Annotated in this window: 16 protein-coding genes and 1 pseudogene; 13 read left to right on the top strand and 4 right to left on the bottom strand. The window is 63.0% G+C overall.

Annotation, left to right across the window (positions count from 1 at the left end; translation table 11 throughout):
- Nucleotides 1–74 precede the first annotated feature (74 nt).
- Nucleotides 75–1,184: an alanine racemase gene (alr, locus tag NKI15_RS18095; RefSeq protein WP_352666431.1), complete on the top strand. Its 1,110-nt coding sequence runs from the start codon at nucleotides 75–77 to the stop codon at nucleotides 1,182–1,184.
- Nucleotides 1,185–1,277: 93 nt separating this feature from the next.
- Nucleotides 1,278–2,534, top strand: coding sequence for a D-amino acid dehydrogenase (locus tag NKI15_RS18100; protein ID WP_352886482.1), 1,257 nt, complete (start codon nucleotides 1,278–1,280; stop codon nucleotides 2,532–2,534).
- Between the two features lie 103 nt (nucleotides 2,535–2,637).
- Here the strand turns inward: NKI15_RS18100 and NKI15_RS18105 are convergent, their stop codons facing one another.
- The 3 genes from NKI15_RS18105 to NKI15_RS18115 all read right to left on the bottom strand — a co-directional run bounded on the left by NKI15_RS18105 (nucleotide 2,638) and on the right by NKI15_RS18115 (nucleotide 6,230).
- Complete coding sequence (locus tag NKI15_RS18105) at nucleotides 2,638–4,788, bottom strand: phospholipase D-like domain-containing protein (RefSeq protein WP_352886485.1); 2,151 nt, start codon at nucleotides 4,786–4,788, stop codon at nucleotides 2,638–2,640.
- Nucleotides 4,785–5,225 (bottom strand): phospholipase A2 family protein, encoded by a 441-nt coding sequence (locus NKI15_RS18110; protein ID WP_352886520.1) that lies wholly within the window; start codon nucleotides 5,223–5,225, stop codon nucleotides 4,785–4,787. The genes NKI15_RS18105 and NKI15_RS18110 overlap by 4 nt, the downstream gene beginning before the upstream one ends.
- Before the next feature lie 123 nt (nucleotides 5,226–5,348).
- Nucleotides 5,349–6,230, bottom strand: a complete 882-nt coding sequence (locus tag NKI15_RS18115; protein ID WP_352839689.1) for a LysR family transcriptional regulator — start codon at nucleotides 6,228–6,230, stop codon at nucleotides 5,349–5,351.
- 365 nt (nucleotides 6,231–6,595) lie between these two features.
- Here NKI15_RS18115 and NKI15_RS18120 point away from each other — a divergent pair, with 365 nt between their 5' ends.
- On the top strand, nucleotides 6,596–8,092 hold the full coding sequence (locus NKI15_RS18120; RefSeq protein ID WP_023684131.1) for a CoA-acylating methylmalonate-semialdehyde dehydrogenase: 1,497 nt from the start codon (nucleotides 6,596–6,598) through the stop codon (nucleotides 8,090–8,092).
- A gap of 203 nt (nucleotides 8,093–8,295) precedes the next feature.
- Entirely contained in the window at nucleotides 8,296–8,595 is a 300-nt protein-coding gene (locus tag NKI15_RS18125; protein ID WP_023693151.1) for a hypothetical protein, read from the top strand.
- Between the two features lie 37 nt (nucleotides 8,596–8,632).
- On the opposite strand, the gene NKI15_RS18130 is transcribed toward NKI15_RS18125, so the two are convergent.
- Nucleotides 8,633–9,322, bottom strand: a complete 690-nt coding sequence (locus NKI15_RS18130) for a GntR family transcriptional regulator (protein WP_373420159.1) — start codon at nucleotides 9,320–9,322, stop codon at nucleotides 8,633–8,635.
- Nucleotides 9,323–9,391: 69 nt separating this feature from the next.
- Between NKI15_RS18130 and NKI15_RS18135 the strand changes: the two genes are divergently transcribed.
- From NKI15_RS18135 to NKI15_RS18175, 9 genes and pseudogenes are all read left to right on the top strand, one after another.
- Nucleotides 9,392–10,285 (top strand): dihydrodipicolinate synthase family protein, encoded by an 894-nt coding sequence (locus NKI15_RS18135; RefSeq protein WP_352886490.1) that lies wholly within the window; start codon nucleotides 9,392–9,394, stop codon nucleotides 10,283–10,285.
- A gap of 51 nt (nucleotides 10,286–10,336) precedes the next feature.
- Nucleotides 10,337–11,755, top strand: coding sequence for an NAD(P)/FAD-dependent oxidoreductase (locus tag NKI15_RS18140; protein WP_280800232.1), 1,419 nt, complete (start codon nucleotides 10,337–10,339; stop codon nucleotides 11,753–11,755).
- Nucleotides 11,756–11,768: 13 nt separating this feature from the next.
- Complete coding sequence (locus NKI15_RS18145; protein WP_352886492.1) at nucleotides 11,769–12,770, top strand: 4-hydroxyproline epimerase; 1,002 nt, start codon at nucleotides 11,769–11,771, stop codon at nucleotides 12,768–12,770.
- A 459-nt stretch (nucleotides 12,771–13,229) separates the two neighbouring features.
- Entirely contained in the window at nucleotides 13,230–14,132 is a 903-nt protein-coding gene (locus tag NKI15_RS18150; RefSeq protein ID WP_023668715.1) for a branched-chain amino acid ABC transporter permease, read from the top strand.
- A gap of 4 nt (nucleotides 14,133–14,136) precedes the next feature.
- Nucleotides 14,137–15,732 (top strand): high-affinity branched-chain amino acid ABC transporter permease LivM, encoded by a 1,596-nt coding sequence (gene livM / locus NKI15_RS18155; protein ID WP_023668716.1) that lies wholly within the window; start codon nucleotides 14,137–14,139, stop codon nucleotides 15,730–15,732.
- A pseudogene (locus NKI15_RS18160) lies at nucleotides 15,732–16,841 on the top strand (ABC transporter ATP-binding protein); the annotation flags it as partial. The gene livM and the pseudogene NKI15_RS18160, both read left to right, overlap by 1 nt.
- Nucleotides 16,842–16,858: 17 nt before the next feature.
- Nucleotides 16,859–17,587: an ABC transporter ATP-binding protein gene (locus NKI15_RS18165; protein WP_023668718.1), complete on the top strand. Its 729-nt coding sequence runs from the start codon at nucleotides 16,859–16,861 to the stop codon at nucleotides 17,585–17,587.
- A 112-nt stretch (nucleotides 17,588–17,699) separates the two neighbouring features.
- Nucleotides 17,700–18,047, top strand: coding sequence for a DUF6867 family protein (locus tag NKI15_RS18170; protein WP_023806580.1), 348 nt, complete (start codon nucleotides 17,700–17,702; stop codon nucleotides 18,045–18,047).
- Nucleotides 18,048–18,184: 137 nt separating this feature from the next.
- Nucleotides 18,185–19,306: a branched-chain amino acid ABC transporter substrate-binding protein gene (locus NKI15_RS18175; RefSeq protein WP_023668720.1), complete on the top strand. Its 1,122-nt coding sequence runs from the start codon at nucleotides 18,185–18,187 to the stop codon at nucleotides 19,304–19,306.
- Nucleotides 19,307–19,509: the final 203 nt, after the last annotated feature.

The raw sequence follows: 19,509 nt of genomic DNA on the forward strand, positions 1-19,509 counted from the left end.
AACTCCCCGTATAGGGATAGGGAGAGATATCCGGCAGGACAATGAGGGGCAGCGCCGACTTCAGCGGGTCTGCGATGCATAAAGCCAAAGATACCATCAGCGAAGCGGCGGCCGGCGCCATTCTCACCATCGATCTCGGCGCTATCCGAGAGAATTACCGGCGGCTCAAGGCAAAGCTCGGCGGCGTGCGCTGCGCCGGCGTCGTCAAGGCCGACGGTTACGGGCTCGGCGCGCGGCAAGTGGCGGCGGCACTGGTTGCCGAAGGCTGCGACAGCTTCTTTGTCGCGCATCTCACCGAGGGTGTCGCGCTGCGCGACGCACTCGGACCGAAGCTGGAAATCCATGTGCTGAACGGGCTGCCGCCGGGCTCGGAACCCGAAGCGGTGGCTGCCGACCTTGTTCCCGTCATCAACAGCACCGGGCAACTGAAGGCGTGGAGCAAAGCCGGCCAGAAGGCCGGCCGCAAGCTCAAGGCCGCCATCCAGGTCGACAGCGGCATGTCGCGGCTGGGCATGGCGCCGGCAGAGGTCGAGGCGCTTACGGCCGATGCTTTCGCCGGCGTCGATGTCGTTCTCGTCATGAGCCATCTGGCCCGTGCGGACGAACCGACCAATGCGGCCAATGACGCGCAACTCAGGGAGTTCGAACGGCTGCGCAAAATGCTGCCCAAGGCGCCGGCGTCGCTGGACAATTCTTCCGGCATCTTTCTTGGGCCGCGCTATCAGTACGACCTCGCGCGTCCGGGCGCTGCGCTCTACGGCATCAATCCGACGCCTGATGAGGCGAACCCGATGCTGCCGGTGGTGCGGCTCGAGGCAAAGATCATCCAGACACGCGGCATCGATAAGGGCGCGGGCGTCGGCTACGGACATGCGTTTCTGGCCAGCGGTCCCTTGCGCGCGGCCACGATCTCGCTCGGCTATGCCGATGGCTGGCACCGGCGCGCGGCTTCGGCTGCCTGGCTCGACGGCGTGCGACTGCCCTTTGTCGGGCGGGTGTCGATGGATTCGATCATACTCGACATCTCGGCCCTGCCGGCCGGCCGGCTGCGCGAGGGCGACCTTGTCGAACTCCTAGGCCCCTCGCAGAGCGTCGATGACGCCGCCGGTCATGCCGGCACGATCGGTTATGAAATCCTGACCAGTCTCGGCCCCCGCTTCCACCGCCGCTATATCAACGAATAGAGCCGCGACACGCCGCCCCTTGGCGGACGCCGCAGAATCCGGCAGACAGGAGGCGGCGGCCCTCTGACGGAAGTCGTCGTGGAGAGTGATGCGATGAAGATCTTCGTGTTGGGCGGCGGCGTTATCGGGGTCACCACTGCCTATTATCTCGCTGAGGCCGGCCACGAGGTTACGGTATTCGACCGCCAGAAAGGGCCGGCGCTGGAAACCAGCTTCGCCAATGCCGGCGAGATCTCGCCGGGCTATGCTTCGCCCTGGGCCGGCCCCGGCATTCCGCTGAAGGCAATCAAGTGGCTGTTGATGAAGCACGGCCCGCTGGTGGTGCGGCCGGCCTTCGATCCGTATATGTGGACATGGCTCATCAAGATGCTGCGCAATTGCACCGCGGATCGCTATGCCATCAACAAGGCGCGCATGGTGCCGCTCGCCGAATACAGCCGCGACACGCTGAAGGCGCTGCGCGAGGCGGCCGGCATCGCTTATGATGAGCGGACCAAGGGCACGCTGCAGCTGTTTCGCACGCAAAAGCAGCTCGACGGCACCGGCGGCGATGTAGAGGTGCTGAAGAAATATGGCGTTCCCTACGAGTTGCTCGATCCCGAAGGCTGCATTGGCGCCGAGCCGGCGCTGGCCGGCGTGCGGGAAAAGTTTGTCGGCGGGCTGAGATTGCCCGGCGACGAAACTGGCGACTGCAAGATGTTCACCGATCGGCTGGCCGAGCTCTGCGTGGCGCGCGGCGTCACGTTCGAGTACGGTACGCAGATCCGGCGCTTCTCCAAGAACCGCAATCGCATCGTCAGCGTCGGCACCGACCAGCGCTCGCGCGCGGCCGACGCTTATGTGCTGGCGCTGGGCAGCTATTCGGCGCGCTTCATGCGCCTGCTCAGGCGCCCGATCCCGGTCTATCCGGTCAAGGGCTATTCGATCACCGTTCCGATCAAGGACGCGGTCGCCGCCCCGGTGTCGACGGTAATGGACGAAACCTACAAGGTGGCGATCACCAGGCTCGGCGACCGCATCCGCGTCGGCGGCACGGCGGAGATTTCCGGCTTCGATCTCAGGCTGCATGAATCGCGCCGGCGCACCCTCGAACATTCGGTCGGCGATCTGTTCCCGGATGGCGGCGACCTCAAGGCGGCGTCCTTCTGGTGCGGGCTGCGGCCGATGACGCCGGACGGGCCGCCGCTGGTCGGCCGCACCGAGTTCTCCAACCTCTATCTCAACACCGGGCACGGCACGCTTGGCTGGACCATGGCCTGCGGCTCGGCCAAGGTGCTGTCCGACATCATCTCCAGCAAGGTGCCTGATATCGATGTGCGGGAGCTGGGGCCGGAGCGGTATTTGAGGTAGGGGTGCTTTTTAAAGCTGGCGGGCCAGCACCCCCTCTGTCCTACCGGACAGAGGGGTGTAAAGGATCGCTACAGAACGGCATTCCTTCAGCCTCGCCAGCCCCTCAAAACGCCTCCTTCACCCAACCCTTCGAGAACAGCCATCGGTAGGCCCACGGTATCGTCACCTTGGTCGATACCGGGTTCGAATGGGCGACATAGTCGTCATAGACCGGCTGCATCCTGGCGTAGAAGGCAGGGTCGAGCACCGTCATGCCGTTCTCCAGATCGTGGAAGAAACTGCGGTTGTTGAGATTGACCGACGAGATCGTCACCAGCCTTTCGTCGATCATCATGATCTTGGAGTGCAGCACGACATCGGGCGCCTTGAATTCGCGGATGTTGATGCGGTCGCCATATTTCTCGACGAACAGCTTGTTGAGCGCGGTCAGCAGCTTGCCGCCAATATCGCCCTTGAGGTCGATGCGGCCGACAATGTCGATCCTGACGCCGCGCGCCAGCGCCCGCTCGATGGCCAGGCTGAGCTTCGGCGTCAGATTAAGGTAGGGATTGACGATCTCGATATGGTGCCGGGCAGTGTCGATCAGCTCGACGAAATAGGTCTCGAGCGCATGGTTGTCCTCGTAGGGCACGGAAATGAAATGGCGCACCGTGCCCGGCGGGCGCCGGCTGTCGGAGCGCACCGGAATGGAGAAGGGTCTTGCGATGTTGGTGTCGGCGTCGCGCAGCCACAATGTCGAGAGATGCGCGGCCAGCGTCTCGACCGTGGCCGGGTCGGCAAACTCGATGTCGAAATCGCTCCAGTTCGAATAGTAGTTGAGCGAGAGGCCGTCGGTCTTGCCGTATTGCTCGAGGTTCGGATAGCGCGACAGGTCGATCGGCTTGTGGAACAGGAAGCCGTCATGAATGTTGCGGCCGCCGATGATGACGCGCGAGCGGGCGGGATCCTCGGCAAGTGTCGCCAGCATCTTGACGTGATGGGTCTTGTGCAGCTGTGACAGTTGCTCGTCGACCGGCGCGCCGTGGTCGGCCCGCCAACGATATTCCTGCAACTCGACATTGGGATAATCGGCCGCCAGCCGGTGCAGCAGGGCATCGTCCTTGTCGCGCTCCAGCACGTCTGTGACCATGATGCGCACTTTGGTGCCGAGGGCTGCGTGATGGCGGATCAGCCGCTCGATGACGCGGCCGGAAAAATCGGCCTTGAACTCCAGCGAGGACAGATAGACCAGCTTGAGTTTCGGTGCGCGCGAGAAATCGAGCGGCAGTTCGGGGTCGGCCTTGTCGAAGGCGCTGTCGGGTAAAGGCGCGCCGAGCAGCGCTTCGACCTTGGCGTTGAAGCCGTCGCGCGACTTGCGCAACAGGCGCGGTAACCCGAGCGGCAGCGAACAGGTCTGCGACAGCCAGCGGCCGGCATAGAAGATGCGGGCGAGTTCATCCAGGCCGGATGGACCGGGCACTGGACAACGCTCGTAGCGGCTGTCGAGCGCGGCTATCGCCGGATAGGCAACCTCTTCGCGCAGGATGGTGAGCGGGGCGCCTGTCGGTGCCAGGCTGGAGCTGAGCTTGAGACTGCAGCGGTTCAGGCCATCGCTGGGGAACAGGCTGGCGGTTTGCCCGGCCGACAGGCGGAGCCGGAAGGCGGCGCCGCTCGTTAAGCCATGCGAGCCACCGCCGGCGCGAAACGCCAGCGCACCGTCGCAGACGCCCGATATCTCAACCGGCTGCTTTCCCGCCCGGCGCATCACGATCTCGACCGAGCGCGCCTGCAGGCCGGAAAAGCTGAACGTCTTTGGCGCGGAGGGCCGCGCGGCGGCGTTGACATAGAGCGTCTGCCGCGACACGCGCCAACGGCCGTTGAAATGGCCTTCGCCGGTGCCCCTACCTGCCGGCATCTGTTCGGCGCTAACCGGCTTCGCCAGCTGTTCCAGCGTCCGGTAGGTGGCCTGGAAATCGCGGTTGGCGATGGCGTGGCGGTCATGGCCGAACGGACCGGTGCCGTTCGCCCTGTCGATGGCGCCGATCTGGTTGTGGGCGAGCAGCGCCAGAAACTGCCTTTCATAGTCGCTGGCACCGGCATCGCCGAAAAACGCTGGTGCTGCAGTCTGCGGTCCGGGCGTGCCGGCCGATACCGACGGCCGGCCGCAATCCTTCGCATCGGGGAAGAAATCGCAGCTGTGCCGGATCGAGGCGGCGCAAGCGGCAAGGGCCGCCAGCCCCAGCCCGGCCAGAGCCAGGCAGATGGCGCGGTTCATCCCATGGCCCCGTTCATCGTCTTCAGCTCAGCCGGGTCGCGCGGCGGCATAAAGCCTTGCGGAAAGACCTTGCAGACGGGAAGTGCGAAAGTGGCGATCAAAAGCTCGGCCTCGCCGCGCTCCTTTTTCGGCGCTGTCTTGTCATCACGGATCGCCTTTGCCGAGGCGACGAGCGCGCCGTCGCAGTCGCAATGATTATGGCGCGCAATGTAGCAGGCGTCATGGATTTGGCAGGCGCTGTCGAGGCGATTGACAGGGCGAGCCGAGAGGTCGCCGGTGCGGGTGCCGGGACCGCAGTAATTGCCGAAGACGAAAGGCGACGGGCGGGCCATTGCGATACGGACCGGCTTGGGCAGTTCGGCTTCCGGAACTACGGTCCATGGATTGGCGCAGGCGGAAAGCGCGACAAGCGGCAAGATGGCGAGCACCGCTCGCATTTTGATCCGCACCAGCTTTGCAAAAAAGTGTCCCACCCGGCGCAGCCAATCCTTAATGATAGGCGACATCGCGCTTGTTGCCACACTGGCCGATTTTGTGGCGAGGGCAAGGCGGCGCGGCCATCAGACAAACAGCCCGCGCTCTCTCTCGACCGCCTTGGTGATGAAGTTGGCGACGATCTGCACGCGGCGCAGCGGTCGGACCGATTCATGATAGACCAGCCAGTAGGCGCGGCGGATCGGCGTCACGATGTCGACGGGGATCAGCTCCGGCATCGAGCGGGCGACAAAGGTGTGCAAGATGCCGATGCCAGCGCCCGAGCGCACCGCTTCGGCCTGGCCCAGCGCTGAGGAGATGGCGAAGCTGGTGCGCCAGTCCGGGCTGAACTCCGCCGCATAGTCGAGCGACGGGCTGACGATCAGGTCTGGGACATAGCCGATCAGCGTATGCTGGCCGAGTTCGGCAGCGGTCTCGGGTAAGCCGTGCGCCTGCGCATAGTCGCGCGAGGCAAACAGGCCGAGGGTGTAGTCGACCAGTTTTCCCGCCACCAGCCTGCCTTCGCTCGGCCGCTCGACGGTGATGGCGATGTCGGCCTCGCGCCGCGACAGCGAGAAGGAACGCGGCACCGGCACCAGCTGGATGGTGAGTTCGCGGTGCAGCGCGGTCAGCGCGCCAAGACGCGTGGCGAGGAATGCAACGCCAAACCCGTCGGGCGCGCCGATGCGCACCGTGCCTGAGATATCGTCGCCTTCGCCCGACACGGCGGAGCGCGCGGCGATCATGTCGGCTTCCATGCGCTCGGCAATGTCGAGAAAGCGCTGGCCGGCCGGCGTCAGCTCGCTGCCGGTGGTAAGCCGGCGAAACAGTTTTGTCCGTAACGCATCCTCAAACGCTGCGATGCGGCGCGAGACGGTGGCGTGATTGAGTTCCAGCCGCTTGGCGGCGCCAAGGATCTGCCCGGCGCGGGCCACGGCGAGGAAGATGCGGACGTCATCCCAGTTCATTGGGGTGGTCCGGGCTAGCGGCGAACGCGGCGTTCCCGCCCACCCCCCTCTGGCCTGCCGGCCATCTCCCCCGCAAGTAGGGAGATTGGCAGCTCCGCCACCTGCGTCTCTTTTGGTGCGTTGAAGATTTGCGAAGGCGGCAGCCACATCTGATCTCCGCCCTTGCGGGGGAGATGTCCGGCAGGACAGAGGGGGGTGTGACGGAGCGCAACCTTCGGGCCTTTCAGCAATCTGTAATTTGCGGCAATTAATGCACACTCGTCCTTGGTTGTCTATTTCTTGCACAACGGTTGCGTTTCCCCTCGCGTTGCCTTCGCGCCTGCAAAGGGGTTGAATGCGCCATCACAAACTCAGGGAGAGAAACCATGATCGAATACGGTCATTTCATCGGCGGCAAGCATGTCGCCGGGACCAGCGGGCGCAAGCAGGACGTCATGCAGCCCATGGACGGCTCGGTGCGCGGCACGGTGGCGCTGGCTTCGCCGGCGGAACTGCGTGCGGCTGTCCTGAATGCCAAGGAAGCACAGATCAAATGGGCTGCGACCAACCCGCAGCGGCGTGTGCGCGTGCTGATGAAGTTTCTTGAACTGGTTGCCCGCGACTATGACGAACTGGCCGATCTCCTGGCGCGCGAGCACGGCAAGACCATCGCCGACGCCAAGGGCGACATCCAGCGCGGCCTCGAAGTGGTCGAAGTCTGCATCGGTGCGCCTCACATGATGAAGGGCGAGTTCACCGACGGCGCCGGCCCCGGCATCGATGTCTATTCGATGCGCCAGCCGCTTGGCGTCGTTGCCGGCATCACCCCGTTCAATTTCCCGGCGATGATCCCGTTGTGGAAGATTGCCCCGGCGCTGGCCTGCGGCAACGCCTTTATCCTGAAGCCTTCCGAGCGTGACCCTGGCGTGCCGATGCGCATCGCCGAACTGTTCCTCGAGGCTGGCCTGCCGGCTGGCGTTCTCAACGTCGTCAATGGCGACAAGGATGTCGTCGACGCCATCCTCGACGATCCTGATATCAAGGCTATCGGCTTTGTCGGCTCGACGCCGATCGCGCATTACATCTACTCGCGCGGCACGGCCGCGGGAAAACGCGTGCAGTGCTTCGGCGGCGCCAAGAACCACATGATCATCATGCCCGATGCCGACATGGACCAGACCGTCGACGCGCTGATCGGCGCGGGCTACGGCTCGGCCGGCGAGCGCTGCATGGCGATCTCGGTTGCCGTTCCCGTCGGCAACGACACCGCCAACCGGCTGATGGAAAAGCTGATCCCGCGTGTCGAAAGCCTCAAGGTCGGCCCGTCGACGGATTCGTCCGCCGATTTCGGCCCGCTGGTGACGGCGCAGGCATTGGAACGCGTCAAGGGTTATGTCGACACCGGCGTCAAGGAAGGCGCCAAGCTGGTCGTCGATGGCCGCGGCTTCTCCATGCAGGGCTACGAGGATGGCTACTATATGGGCGGCTGCCTGTTCGACAATGTGACCGCTGACATGCGCATCTACAAGGAAGAGATTTTTGGCCCGGTGCTGTCGGTGGTGCGTGCGCCGACCTATGAGAGCGCCATCAAGCTCGCCAACGATCATGAGATGGGCAATGGCGTCGCCATCTTCACCCGTGACGGGGATGCTGCTCGTGATTTTGCTTCGCGCGTCCAGGTCGGCATGGTCGGCATCAACGTGCCGATCCCGGTTCCGATCGCTTACTACACGTTCGGCGGCTGGAAGGCGTCGTCCTTCGGCGACCTCAACCAGCACGGCCCGGACGCGTTCCGCTTCTACACCAAGACCAAGACGGTGACCTCGCGCTGGCCCTCCGGCGTCAAGGACGGTGCCGAGTTCGTCATCCCGACGATGAACTGACCGGACGATTTCGAAGATCGGCAAGAAGGCCCGGGTTCAACGTCCCGGGCCTTTCTTTGTACGAAACCGACATTGGCCATCACGTTAAAGCGATGGAACCAAGAGCCTGTCATCTGCCTTAAATTGCATTCCTGCCGTGGTGCAGGCCATCAAAATAGCGCCGGTTGCAGCCGGGGTTCTCGTCTGGCGCAAGGAGGTGTCAGATGACACGACGTCTTGTGGCGGCGATATTCTTTGCGGTGTTCGCGATGTCCGGCATCGCCGAGGCCAAAGCCGATCAATGCGCGGCGCGGACCGACCTGGTCAAGGCGCTCGGCGAGAAGTTCCACGAAAGCCAAGCCGCACGTGGCCTGGTGAACCCAAATGTGGTGCTTGAGATATTCGTCTCCGACCAGGGCACCTGGACCATCCTGGCCACCGACACACACGGCCAAAGCTGCATCATCACGGCTGGCGAAGGCTGGGACGGGGCGGCTATGGCAGCAGTCTTGCCGGGCACCTGATAAAAGACCGGTCGGAAGTCTGGAGCAAAGACGGAGTTCAGCGTGTGGCGGCCACTTCGGCATGGCCGCGCAGCAGTGCCATAAGGCGTTTGGCGTCCTTGGCGGCAGCCTCTTCGTCACCAGCCAGGATCGAGCGGATTAGCGCGACGTGGTGCTCAGCCGATTCGGCCAGTCCTGTGTCGGCCTTGTAGCGGAACCAGAAGCGGCGGCTGTGGGTCTGCAGGGGCGCGGCCAGACGGGCCGCAAACGGGTTGTCGGCGGCCATCGCCAAGGCCTCGTCGAGCGCCTTGTCGGCCTGGATGAAGGCCAGCACATTGCCCGAGATGACGGCCTTCTGCATGGCAAGGGCTGCCTCATGAAACAGGTCGGCGGCCTCGCGGGTGACGAAGCGGGCGGCCGAGCGCGCCAGCACCACCTCGACGCCGCGCCTGGCATCCAGCACGCGCAGCCAGTCGCCGGGATGAAGCGGGGCAATGGCGATGCCGGCGCGTGGCCTGACATCCAGCAGTCCTTCCCAGGCGAGGCGCTGGATCGCTTCGCGCACCGGCGTGCGTCCTAGCGCCAGCTTCTCGATGAGGGCGCCTTCGGTGACAAAGCTCGCCGGCGCCAGTTCCAACGTCACGATCATATGCTCGAGTACATGGTAGGCCTTGGCGGCGGCCGGCTCGGGGTATGCTGTCTCACTGGATATCAAAGGTGGGCTCCTGATATATCTTCCATATATCACAGCGGATTCCGCATTGACAGCCGGTTTTCCGACAGATATACGGCTGATATATCAGATGGAGAGACGATCATGTGGGCCGGAGTTTTCCCCGCCGTCACGACCAAATTCACCGAAGACGACCGCCTCGACCATGCCGAGATGGAGCGCTGCTTTGCGTTGCAGATGGATGCCGGTTGCGACGGCATCATCGTCTGTGGTTCGCTCGGCGAAGGCCCGATGCTGTCGCATGACGAAAAAATCGAGGTGCTGAAGACTGCCCAGAAAGTTGCCGGCAGCAAGCCGGTTCTGCTGACCGTCAACGAGGCAGGCACCCGCGAGGCGGCGAACATCGCAAAGCGCGCGAGCCGGGAAGGCGCCAACGGGCTGATGGTGGTACCGAGCCCGATCTATCACACCAACCCGGAAGAGACGGTCGCCGCCTTGCGCGCCGTCGCTCAGGCCGGCGACCTGCCGGTGATGATCTACTCCAACCGCCTCGCCTACCGCGTCGACGTCACCGTCGACCAGATGGAGGAACTGGCCGCCGACAAGCGCTTCGTCGCCATCAAGGAGTCCTCCGACGACATCCGCCGCTCGACAGAGATCATCAACCGCTTCGGCGACCGCTACGATCTGTTCACCGGCGTCGACAATCTCGCCTTCGAGGCGCTGTCGGTGGGCGCCATCGGCTGGGTGGCGGGTCTGGTCGTCGCCTTCCCGCGCGAGACCGTCGCCATCTACCAGCTGATGAAGCAGGGCCGCCGCGAGGAGGCGCTTTCGATCTACCGCTGGTTCCGGCCGCTGCTCGATCTCGATGTCTCGACCTATCTGGTCCAAAACATCAAGCTTGCCGAAGTGCTCGCGATCGACACAAATGACCGCGTGCGCATGCCGCGCCAGCCGCTGTCGGGCGAGCGCCGCAAAGCGGTCGAGAAGATCGTCAAGGACGCGCTGGCGGTACGGCCGAAGCTGCCGCAGTTCTGAAGGCTTTCTTCTCCCCGTGCACGTGCACGGGGAGAAGATGGCGGCAGCCAGATGAGGGGCAGCGCCGACGTGCAAGGAAATTCCAGGGACACAGAGGAGGGCCGCCGCCCCTCATCCGCCCTTCGGGCCCCGCAGCCCTTCGCTGGCGCTCCGGGCGTTCGTCGTTCGGAAAGCCAAGCAGTCGGCTTTTCCACCGCTTCGCGGACCACTCCTCACCCCCGTGAACGGGGAGAAGGGGTAGATATCGCCATTGTCGGTGGCGGCATTGTCGGCATCTGCGCGGCGGCCATGCTGGCCGAGGCCGGGCGCAGCGTCACGGTCTTCGACCGCACCGGCATCTGCGAGGAGACGAGCTCCGGCAATGCCGCCGCCTTCGCCTTCTCCGACGTGCTGCCGCTGGCGCATAAGGGCATGATGCGGCACTTGCCGAAATGGCTTGCCGATCCGCTCGGGCCACTCAGCATCCCGCCGGCCTACTTGCCGAAGCTGTTGCCTTGGCTGTTGCGCTTCTGGCGCGCTGGCGCACCAGAAAAATATGAGGCGAGCCTTGCTGCTCAGGCAGGCATGATGAAGCTCGCCGAGGCTGAATGGATGGGCCTGCTCGACCGTTCCGGCACGCGGCTGATGCTGCGCGAGGACGGCTCGCTGGAGCTTTATGAAAGCGAGGCCGAATTTCAGGCCGGGCTGCCGGGCTGGGCGGCGCGCGAGCGCTTCGGCATCGGCTTTCGCCATGTCGAAGGCGACGAACTGGCGCGGCTGCAGCCGGGACTGTCGCCGCGCTTCATCAAGGGCACCTTCGTGCCGGGCTGGAAGACCGTCGCCGATCCGAAACTGCTCGGCAAGGGGGTGTGGGCCTATGCCGAAGGGTTGGGCGCGCGTTTCGAAAAGGCGCGCATAGAGCGCGTCGCCGCCAATCCTGATGGCGCGACGCTGGCGCTGACCGACGGCACGACCAGGCAGGCAAGACATCTTGTCGTGGCCGCCGGGGCATGGTCGCATCGGCTGGCGAAGGCGCTTGGCGACACCATCCCGCTCGAAACCGAGCGCGGCTACAACACCACACTGCCGAAGACCGCTTTCGACGTGCAGCGGATGCTGATCTTTTCCGGCCATGGCTTCGTCATCACGCCACTCGACACGGGCTTGCGCGTCGGCGGCGCCGTCGAGTTGGGCGGTCTCGACCGGCCGCCGAATTTTGCGCGCTCGAAGGCCATGCTGGAAAAAGCCAGACAGTTCCTTCCGGGGCTGGACGCGTCAGGTGGCCGCGAATGGATGGGCTATCGCCCGTCGCTGCCGGATTCGCTGCCGGTGATCGGCACGGCGCGAACCGCGCCCAACGTTGTCTACGCCTTCGGCCATGGCCATCTCGGCCTGACCCAGGCGGCGGCCACCGGCCGCTTGATCCGCGATCTTGTTCTCGGGCAGACTTCGCCGATCGATCTTGCTCCCTTCAGCCCGCAACGGTTTTGAGTTCGAGGAAATCATGGCCAAAAAATCCTTCTTTTGCATCGACGGCCATACCTGCGGCAATCCGGTGCGGCTGGTCGCCGGCGGCGGTCCCTTGCTCGAGGGGTCGACGATGATGGAGCGGCGGGCGCATTTCCTGGCGGAGTATGACTGGATCCGCACCGGGCTGATGTTCGAGCCGCGCGGCCACGATGTCATGTCGGGCTCGATCCTCTATCCGCCGACGCGCGAGGATTGCGACATAGCCATCCTGTTCATCGAGACGTCGGGCTGCCTGCCGATGTGCGGCCACGGCACGATCGGCACGGTGACGATGGCCATTGAACATGGGCTGATCAAGCCGAAGACACCCGGCGTGCTCCGGCTCGACACACCGGCCGGGCTGGTTATCGCCGAATACAAGCAAGTCGGCGACTATGTCGAGGAGGTGCGCATCACCAATGTACCGTCCTTCCTTTATGCCGAGGGACTGACGGTCGACTGCCCGCAGCTTGGCGAGATCACCGTCGATGTCGCCTATGGCGGCAATTTCTACGCAATCGTCGAGCCGCAGGCGAATTTTCGCGACATGGCTGATTATTCCGCCGGCGATTTCGTCGCCTGGAGCCCTGTGGTGCGGCAGCGGCTCAACGAGAAGTACTCGTTCGTGCATCCGGAAAACCCCGGCATCAACCGGCTGTCCCACATGCTGTGGACCGGCGAGCCGACAGTGGCGGGCGCGGATACGCGCAACGCGGTCTTCTATGGCGACAAGGCGATCGACCGCTCACCTTGCGGCACCGGCACCTCGGCGCGCATGGCGCAGCTCCATGCCAAGGGCAAGCTCAAGGCCGGCGACAGTTTTGTCCACGAATCGATCATCGGCTCGCTGTTCAAGGGCAAGGTCGAGAGGGACGTCACTGTTGCCGGCAAGCCGGCCATCATTCCCTCGATCGGCGGCTGGGCGCGGATGACCGGCCTGAACACCATCTTCATCGACGACCGCGATCCGTTCGCGCACGGTTTTGTGGTTAAGTGATACGGTAGGCTGCCGATCATCCACCGAGACCAGGACTTGGACCCAGGGCGGGACCTCTTGGCGAAACCAGTCAGCGAAAGGTTAGCGCGTTGGGCGAGGCATCCACCGCCATAGTCGGAAGTAACCCATGTTGCAGCTGGTCAGTACGGAATGTGGCTAAAAAACGAAGCCCGCCAACAACGCAAAGATTCGTCTCATCACCTAATTTTGACCGGGATTTCTTCGAAATGAGGTCGCTGGTCCGGCTGAATCGTCAAAGACATTGCGTTATGCCAATGATAGGGTCCGCGATAGTCCAGGGGTCGGGAGCAAAAAAACGGGCAATCGGAAGGCGTGCCGGCAAAACACGCTCGACGTTTGAAAAATCACGTTGCAATCCGGGCTCGAAACTTTACGACTAGGGGAAATACGAAAAGGAATGCGTCTGCATGGGCGACATTCCAGGGGAGCCATGTACACATGCAGTACTTTGTCCAGCAGCTTATCAATGGGCTGACGCTGGGATCGATCTATGGGCTGATCGCAATCGGCTACACGATGGTCTACGGCATCATCGGCATGATCAACTTCGCCCACGGCGACATTTTCATGGTCGGGGCATTCGCCGCCCTCGTTGTCTTCCTCATCCTCGGCTCCTTGTTCTATTCGGTCCCGGTCGTCCTGGCGCTGCTGATCATGATGATCGTGGCGATGCTGCTCACCAGCCTCTACAACTGGACGATCGAGAAGGTGGCCTACCGGCCGCTGCGCGGTTCGTTCCGGCTGGCGCCGCTGATCACCGCGATCGGCATGTCGATCGCGCTGTCGAACTTCATCCAGGTGACGCAGGGTCCGCGCAACAAGCCGATCCCGCCGATGGTCAGCCAAGTCTACAACATCAACGGCATCAGCGTGTCGCTGAAGCAGATCATCATCGTCGTCGTCACCGCCCTGCTGCTGGCGCTGTTCTGGTACCTGGTCAACAGGACTTCCCTCGGCCGGGCGCAAAGGGCGTGCGAGCAGGACCGCAAGATGGCGGCGCTGCTCGGCGTCGATGTCGACCGTACGATCTCGATCACCTTCATCATGGGTGCAGCGCTTGCGGCCGTCGCGGGCACGTTATTCCTGATGTATTACGGCGTCATCGCCTTTTCCGACGGCTTTGTGCCGGGGGTCAAGGCCTTCACTGCGGCCGTTCTCGGCGGCATCGGGTCTCTGCCGGGCGCGGTGCTTGGCGGGCTTTTGATCGGCTTCATCGAGAGCATGTGGTCGGCGTATTTCTCGATCGACTACAAGGACGTCGCGGCGTTCTCGATCCTGGCGATCGTGCTGATCTTCCTGCCTTCCGGCATTTTGGGCCGGCCAGAAGTCGAAAAGGTCTGAGACAATGGCGGTTTCCGTATCCTCGGAGCGCGACACCGTCGCCTCCCCCGTGCAGCGTGCATTGCGCGAAGCGTTCTATGCCGGCGCCATCTCGCTGGGGTTGTTCATTCTCTTCATCGGCCTGAAGACCGACCAGAACATCAGCAACCAGTTGATCCTGGTGCAGCGCTGGTTGCTGCTCATCACCGTGGTCGTGCTGACCATGCTTGGCCGCTTCTTCTACATTGCATATGGCCAGCCGTTCATGGCCAATCAGAAGATCACCAATGTCGCCACCGGCCTGTTGCCGGCGAGCGTCGCGTCGCGCTTCTTCCTGCTTCCGGCCTTCATCGTCGCCGTCGTGCTGGCGGTTGTCCTGGTTGCGTTCGGCAGCGCCCTGCCGGTGTTGGTGGGACCCGATCTGGCCGGCTACCTTCAGTTCCTGCGCGCATTGGCCGTCATTTACGCGCTCGCTTGCGTGATCTTCTATTTCCGCTCCTTCATCCACGCCAATTTCACCAAGCTCGGGATTGCGGCGCTGGTGCTATACCCGATCCTCGTCGTCGTGGTGCTGTCGATCTACGCGTGGTCGATAACCGGCGGCCTGCAGGGCTCGTTGAAGTGGGTCGACAATTTCGGCATCCAGATCCTGATCTATGTGATGCTGGCCTGGGGGCTGAACATCGTCGTCGGCCTCGCCGGCCTGCTCGATCTCGGCTACGTCGCCTTTTACGCGGTCGGCGCCTATGCCTATGCGTTGCTCGGTTCGCAATACGGCCTGTCGTTCTGGATCCTGCTGCCCGCCGCCGGCGCCATGGCCGCCTTCTGGGGCGTTATGCTCGGCTTTCCGGTGCTCAGGCTTCGTGGCGATTACCTGGCGATCGTGACGCTGGCCTTCGGCGAGATCATCCGCCTGGTGCTGATCAACTGGCGTGAAGTCACCAACGGCTCGGCCGGCATCTCCGGCATCCCGAAGGTCACCTTCTTCGGCCTGATGACGTTTAATTCGACCGACCCGAACTATATCGGCAAGGTGCTGCACATTGCCCAGTCGAGCGCCTACTACAAGATCTTCCTCTACTATCTGATTCTCGGGCTGGCGCTGCTGACCGCCTTCGTCACCATCAGGCTCAGGCGCATGCCTGTCGGCCGCGCCTGGGAGGCGCTGCGCGAGGACGAGATTGCCTGCCGCTCGCTTGGCATCAACACCACCACCACCAAGCTCACCGCCTTTGCCACCGGCGCCATGTTCGGCGGTTTTGCCGGCGCCTTCTTCGCCGCACGGCAAGGCTTCGTCAGCCCTGAATCCTTCGTCTTCCTGGAATCGGCGATCATCCTGGCCATAGTGGTGCTCGGCGGCATGGGCTCGCTGGTCGGCATCGCGGTCGCCGCGCTGGTGATGATCGGCGGCACCGAGGCACTGCGCGAACTCGATTTCCTGAAAAGTGTCTTCGGAAAAGATTTCACCCCGGAGCTTTACCGCATGCTTTTGTTCGGCATGGCGATGGTCATCGTCATGCTGTGGAAGCCGCGCGGCTTTGTCGGCAGCCGTGAACCGACGGCCTTCCTCAGTGAACGAAAAGCGGTCTCCTCCTCCTTCACCAAGGAAGGGCACGGCTGATGAGCGCGACCTCCATTCAGAAGACCAATCCGGGTATGAAAGACGCCATCCTCCAGGTCGAGCATCTTTCGATGAAGTTCGGCGGCCTGATCGCCATCGGCGACCTGTCGTTCCAGGCCAAGCGCGGCGAGATCACCGCTCTGATCGGACCCAATGGCGCCGGCAAGACCACCGTCTTCAATTGCATCACCGGCTTCTACAAGCCGTCGGAAGGCATGATTACGCTCAACCGGGCCGACGGCTCGAGCTTCCTGCTCGAACGGCTGCCCAATCATGAGATCCCTGCGCGCGCCAAGGTGGCGCGCACCTTCCAGAACATCCGCCTGTTCTCGGGCATGACGCTGCTGGAGAATCTGCTGGTTGCCCAGCACAACAAGCTGATGAAGGCATCCGGCTACACGATCCTGGGCCTGTTCGGGATCGGCGGCTACCGCAGAGCCTCGGCTGAATCGGTGGAGCTTGCCAAGCACTGGCTGGAGAAGGCCGACCTTGTCGATCGCGCCGACGATCCGGCCGGCGACCTGCCCTATGGCGCGCAGCGGCGCCTCGAGATTGCGCGCGCCATGTGCACAGGGCCCGAACTTCTGTGCCTCGACGAGCCTGCGGCCGGTCTCAATCCGAAGGAGTCGGCTGCGCTGAATTCGCTGCTGATGGACATCAAGAGCAGTACCTCGATCCTGCTGATCGAACATGACATGTCGGTGGTCATGCAGATTTCCGACCATGTCGTGGTGCTTGAATATGGCCGCAAGATTTCCGACGGCAGCCCGCAATCGGTGCGTACCGACCCGCGCGTCATCGCCGCCTATCTCGGCGTCGACGACGAGGAGGTCGAGACGGTGCTGACCGAGGTCGGCGATGAAGACGTCATCGAGCAGCTGGACATCGGGCCGGATTCGGCTCACGGACCAGGCACATCGTCTTCCTATCTCGCCGGCCCGGTAAGCGACACGATCGGCCACAGCCAGGGCGAGCGGGTCACAGTGTCGAAGGGAGCTTCAAAGGCCACCCAATACGATACAAGAGCCAACTCCGCGCCAAGAGCACCGTCCGAGCGTCTAACGGCCAAGTCCAAGCCGGCGGCCACCAGATCCCCGACAGGCAAGCCGCGCGGAGGGCGTAAGTGATGGCCGAGACAACGCTCCTCGACATCAAGGGCGTCGAGACCTACTACGGCAACATCAAGGCGCTGAACGGCGTCGATGTCCACGTCAACCAGGGCGAGATCGTCGCGCTGATTGGTGCGAACGGTGCCGGCAAGTCGACGCTGATGATGACCATCTTCGGTGCGCCGCGCGCCCGTGCCGGCTCAATCACTTTCGCCGGCACCGACATCACCCAGATGCCGACGCACGAGATCGCCCGCATGCGCATTGCGCAGTCGCCGGAAGGCAGGCGCATTTTCCCGCGCATGACGGTGATGGAAAACCTGCAGATGGGCGCCGGTCTCGACAATCTCAAGCACTATGACGAAGATGCTGAGAAGGTGTTCGCGCTGTTCCCGCGCCTCAAGGAGCGCATTGCCCAGCGCGGCGGCACGCTGTCGGGCGGCGAGCAGCAGATGCTGTCGATCGGACGTGCGCTGATGGCGCGGCCGAAGCTGCTGCTGCTCGACGAGCCGTCGCTGGGTCTGGCGCCGCTGATCGTCAAGCAGATCTTCGATGCCATCCGCGAACTGAACCGCACGCAAGGGCTGACCGTGTTCCTGGTCGAGCAGAACGCCTTCGGCGCGCTCAAACTCGCCACGCGCGGCTATGTCATGGTCAACGGCAACGTGACCATGAGCGGCACAGGCAAGGAATTGCTCGCCAATCCGGAAGTGCGGGCGGCCTATCTCGAAGGCGGCCATCACTGATTTTGGAGCGGAATGTATGCATACGGTATTCCGCTCCAACTTGTTTGTTTGTCGCATGACCTTTGTCCGAAAAGTCTGCAACTTTTCGGGATCATGCTAGGGAGTCTTCATCATGCAAGGCATTCTTCACGAGGAACCTTCCATCTGGCAGTTCTTCTTCGTCACCTGTCTGCTCGGCGGCTGGGCGGCATGGATGACCGGCAAGGCCAGCGCCCAGACATGGCGCAGCCTGCCGGCGCTGTTCGCCTATCTGCTGGGTCTCGGCATAGGCATCAGGTTCATCCATCATGCCTTGTTCGGCGGCACGATGTTTTCGCTGCAATACTATGTCGTGGACACAATCGTGCTCATGATATTGGGATTTGTCGGCTTTCAATACACGCGTACGAACCAGATGGTGACGCAGTATAATTGGCTTTACGAACGGGCTTCGATCTTAAGCTGGAAACCGAAAGGTTGACGTTCATCATTAACGCCGTTCCGGGGATGAATCGGCGTGACAAGGGCCTGAAAATCGGCAAAGTACGCTTTCTGCGATAAGGGTGGGCATCGCATGAAAGTTTCATCCACGCCCACCTCGTAAATGGGAGCGTTTAAATGAAGAAATCACTTTTGTCCGCCGTTGCCCTGACCGCGCTTGTCGCGTTCGGTGGCAATGCATGGGCTGACGTTATCGTCGGCGTCGCAGGTCCGATCACCGGTCCGAATGCGGCCTTCGGTGCGCAGTTGCAGAAGGGTGCGGAAGCGGCCGTTGCCGACATCAACGCCGCAGGCGGCATGAACGGCGAGCAGATCAAGCTCGAAGTCGGCGACGACGTCTCCGATCCGAAGCAGGGCATTTCGGTCGGCAACAAGTTCGTCGGCGACGGCGTGAAGTTCGTGATCGGCCACTTCAACTCGGGCGTCTCGATCCCGGTTTCGCAGGAAGTCTACGTCGACAACAACATCGTCGAAGTGACGCCTGCGGCGACCAACCCGAAATTCACCGAGCGCGGCCTGTGGAACGTGTTCCGCACCTGCGGACGCGATGACCAGCAGGGCGGCATCGCCGGCGGCTATATCGCGACCAACTTCAAGGACGCCAAGGTTGCCGTCATCCACGACAAGACCCCCTATGGTCAGGGCCTTGCCGACGAGACCAAGAAGGCGATGAACGCAGCCGGTCTGACCGAAGTCATGTATGAAGGCGTCAATGTCGGCGACAAGGACTTCTCGGCGCTGATCGCCAAGATGAAGGACGCTGGCGTCACCTTGATCTATTGGGGCGGCCTGCACACCGAAGCCGGCCTGATCATCCGCCAGTCGGCGGACCAGGGCCTCAAGGCTACCCTGATGTCAGGCGACGGCATCGTGACCGACGAGCTGGCTGCGATCGCCGGCGATGCGGTTATCGGTACGCTCAACACCTTCGGTCCGGATCCGCGGCTGATCCCCGAGAACAAGGCACTGGTCGAGAAGTTCCGCGCTCAGGGCTTCGAGCCGGAAGCGTACACTCTCTACTCCTACGCCGCCATGCAGGTGATCGCCGAGGCTGCTGCCGTGGCCAAGTCGAACGACCCCGTGGAAGTGGCCAAGGCGCTGCACGAGAAGGGCCCGTTCAAGACCGTTCTGGGCGATCTCGCCTATGACGCGAAGGGCGATCCGAAGCTCCCGGGCTACATCATGTACGAATGGAAGAAGGGTCCGGACGGCAAGATCTCCTGGTTCCCGAAGTCGTAATTCGGAACACAGCTCTATGGAATGCCCGGCGCTCGCGCCGGGCATTTTTCTTTGGTGACAGGGCGCAGCGAGGGTGGCTGGACAAGCCGCTAGCCGGGTCGAATTTGTGCGGGCACGACAATTAGCGTCACCTCGCGACGCCAATCGCACGTATCTTTTCGATCGGTGGTGCTAGAATCGCATTTAAATCGGTTTAACCTCTC

This window comes from Mesorhizobium sp. M0862, from assembly GCF_040319795.1.
GTDB lineage: Bacteria > Pseudomonadota > Alphaproteobacteria > Rhizobiales > Rhizobiaceae > Mesorhizobium.

What these genes read in the sequence shown, in the direction of transcription:
- alr (WP_352666431.1), top strand. Translation starts at nt 75, where the DNA reads ATGCATAAAGCCAAAGATACCATCAGCGAAGCGGCGGCCGGCGCCATT.
- NKI15_RS18100 (WP_352886482.1), top strand. Translation starts at nt 1,278, where the DNA reads ATGAAGATCTTCGTGTTGGGCGGCGGCGTTATCGGGGTCACCACTGCC.
- NKI15_RS18105 (WP_352886485.1), bottom strand. Translation starts at nt 4,788, where the DNA reads ATGAACCGCGCCATCTGCCTGGCTCTGGCCGGGCTGGGGCTGGCGGCC.
- NKI15_RS18110 (WP_352886520.1), bottom strand. Translation starts at nt 5,225, where the DNA reads ATGCGAGCGGTGCTCGCCATCTTGCCGCTTGTCGCGCTTTCCGCCTGC.
- NKI15_RS18115 (WP_352839689.1), bottom strand. Translation starts at nt 6,230, where the DNA reads ATGAACTGGGATGACGTCCGCATCTTCCTCGCCGTGGCCCGCGCCGGG.
- NKI15_RS18120 (WP_023684131.1), top strand. Translation starts at nt 6,596, where the DNA reads ATGATCGAATACGGTCATTTCATCGGCGGCAAGCATGTCGCCGGGACC.
- NKI15_RS18125 (WP_023693151.1), top strand. Translation starts at nt 8,296, where the DNA reads ATGACACGACGTCTTGTGGCGGCGATATTCTTTGCGGTGTTCGCGATG.
- NKI15_RS18135 (WP_352886490.1), top strand. Translation starts at nt 9,392, where the DNA reads ATGTGGGCCGGAGTTTTCCCCGCCGTCACGACCAAATTCACCGAAGAC.
- NKI15_RS18140 (WP_280800232.1), top strand. Translation starts at nt 10,337, where the DNA reads ATGAGGGGCAGCGCCGACGTGCAAGGAAATTCCAGGGACACAGAGGAG.
- NKI15_RS18145 (WP_352886492.1), top strand. Translation starts at nt 11,769, where the DNA reads ATGGCCAAAAAATCCTTCTTTTGCATCGACGGCCATACCTGCGGCAAT.
- NKI15_RS18150 (WP_023668715.1), top strand. Translation starts at nt 13,230, where the DNA reads ATGCAGTACTTTGTCCAGCAGCTTATCAATGGGCTGACGCTGGGATCG.
- livM (WP_023668716.1), top strand. Translation starts at nt 14,137, where the DNA reads ATGGCGGTTTCCGTATCCTCGGAGCGCGACACCGTCGCCTCCCCCGTG.
- NKI15_RS18165 (WP_023668718.1), top strand. Translation starts at nt 16,859, where the DNA reads ATGGCCGAGACAACGCTCCTCGACATCAAGGGCGTCGAGACCTACTAC.
- NKI15_RS18170 (WP_023806580.1), top strand. Translation starts at nt 17,700, where the DNA reads ATGCAAGGCATTCTTCACGAGGAACCTTCCATCTGGCAGTTCTTCTTC.
- NKI15_RS18175 (WP_023668720.1), top strand. Translation starts at nt 18,185, where the DNA reads ATGAAGAAATCACTTTTGTCCGCCGTTGCCCTGACCGCGCTTGTCGCG.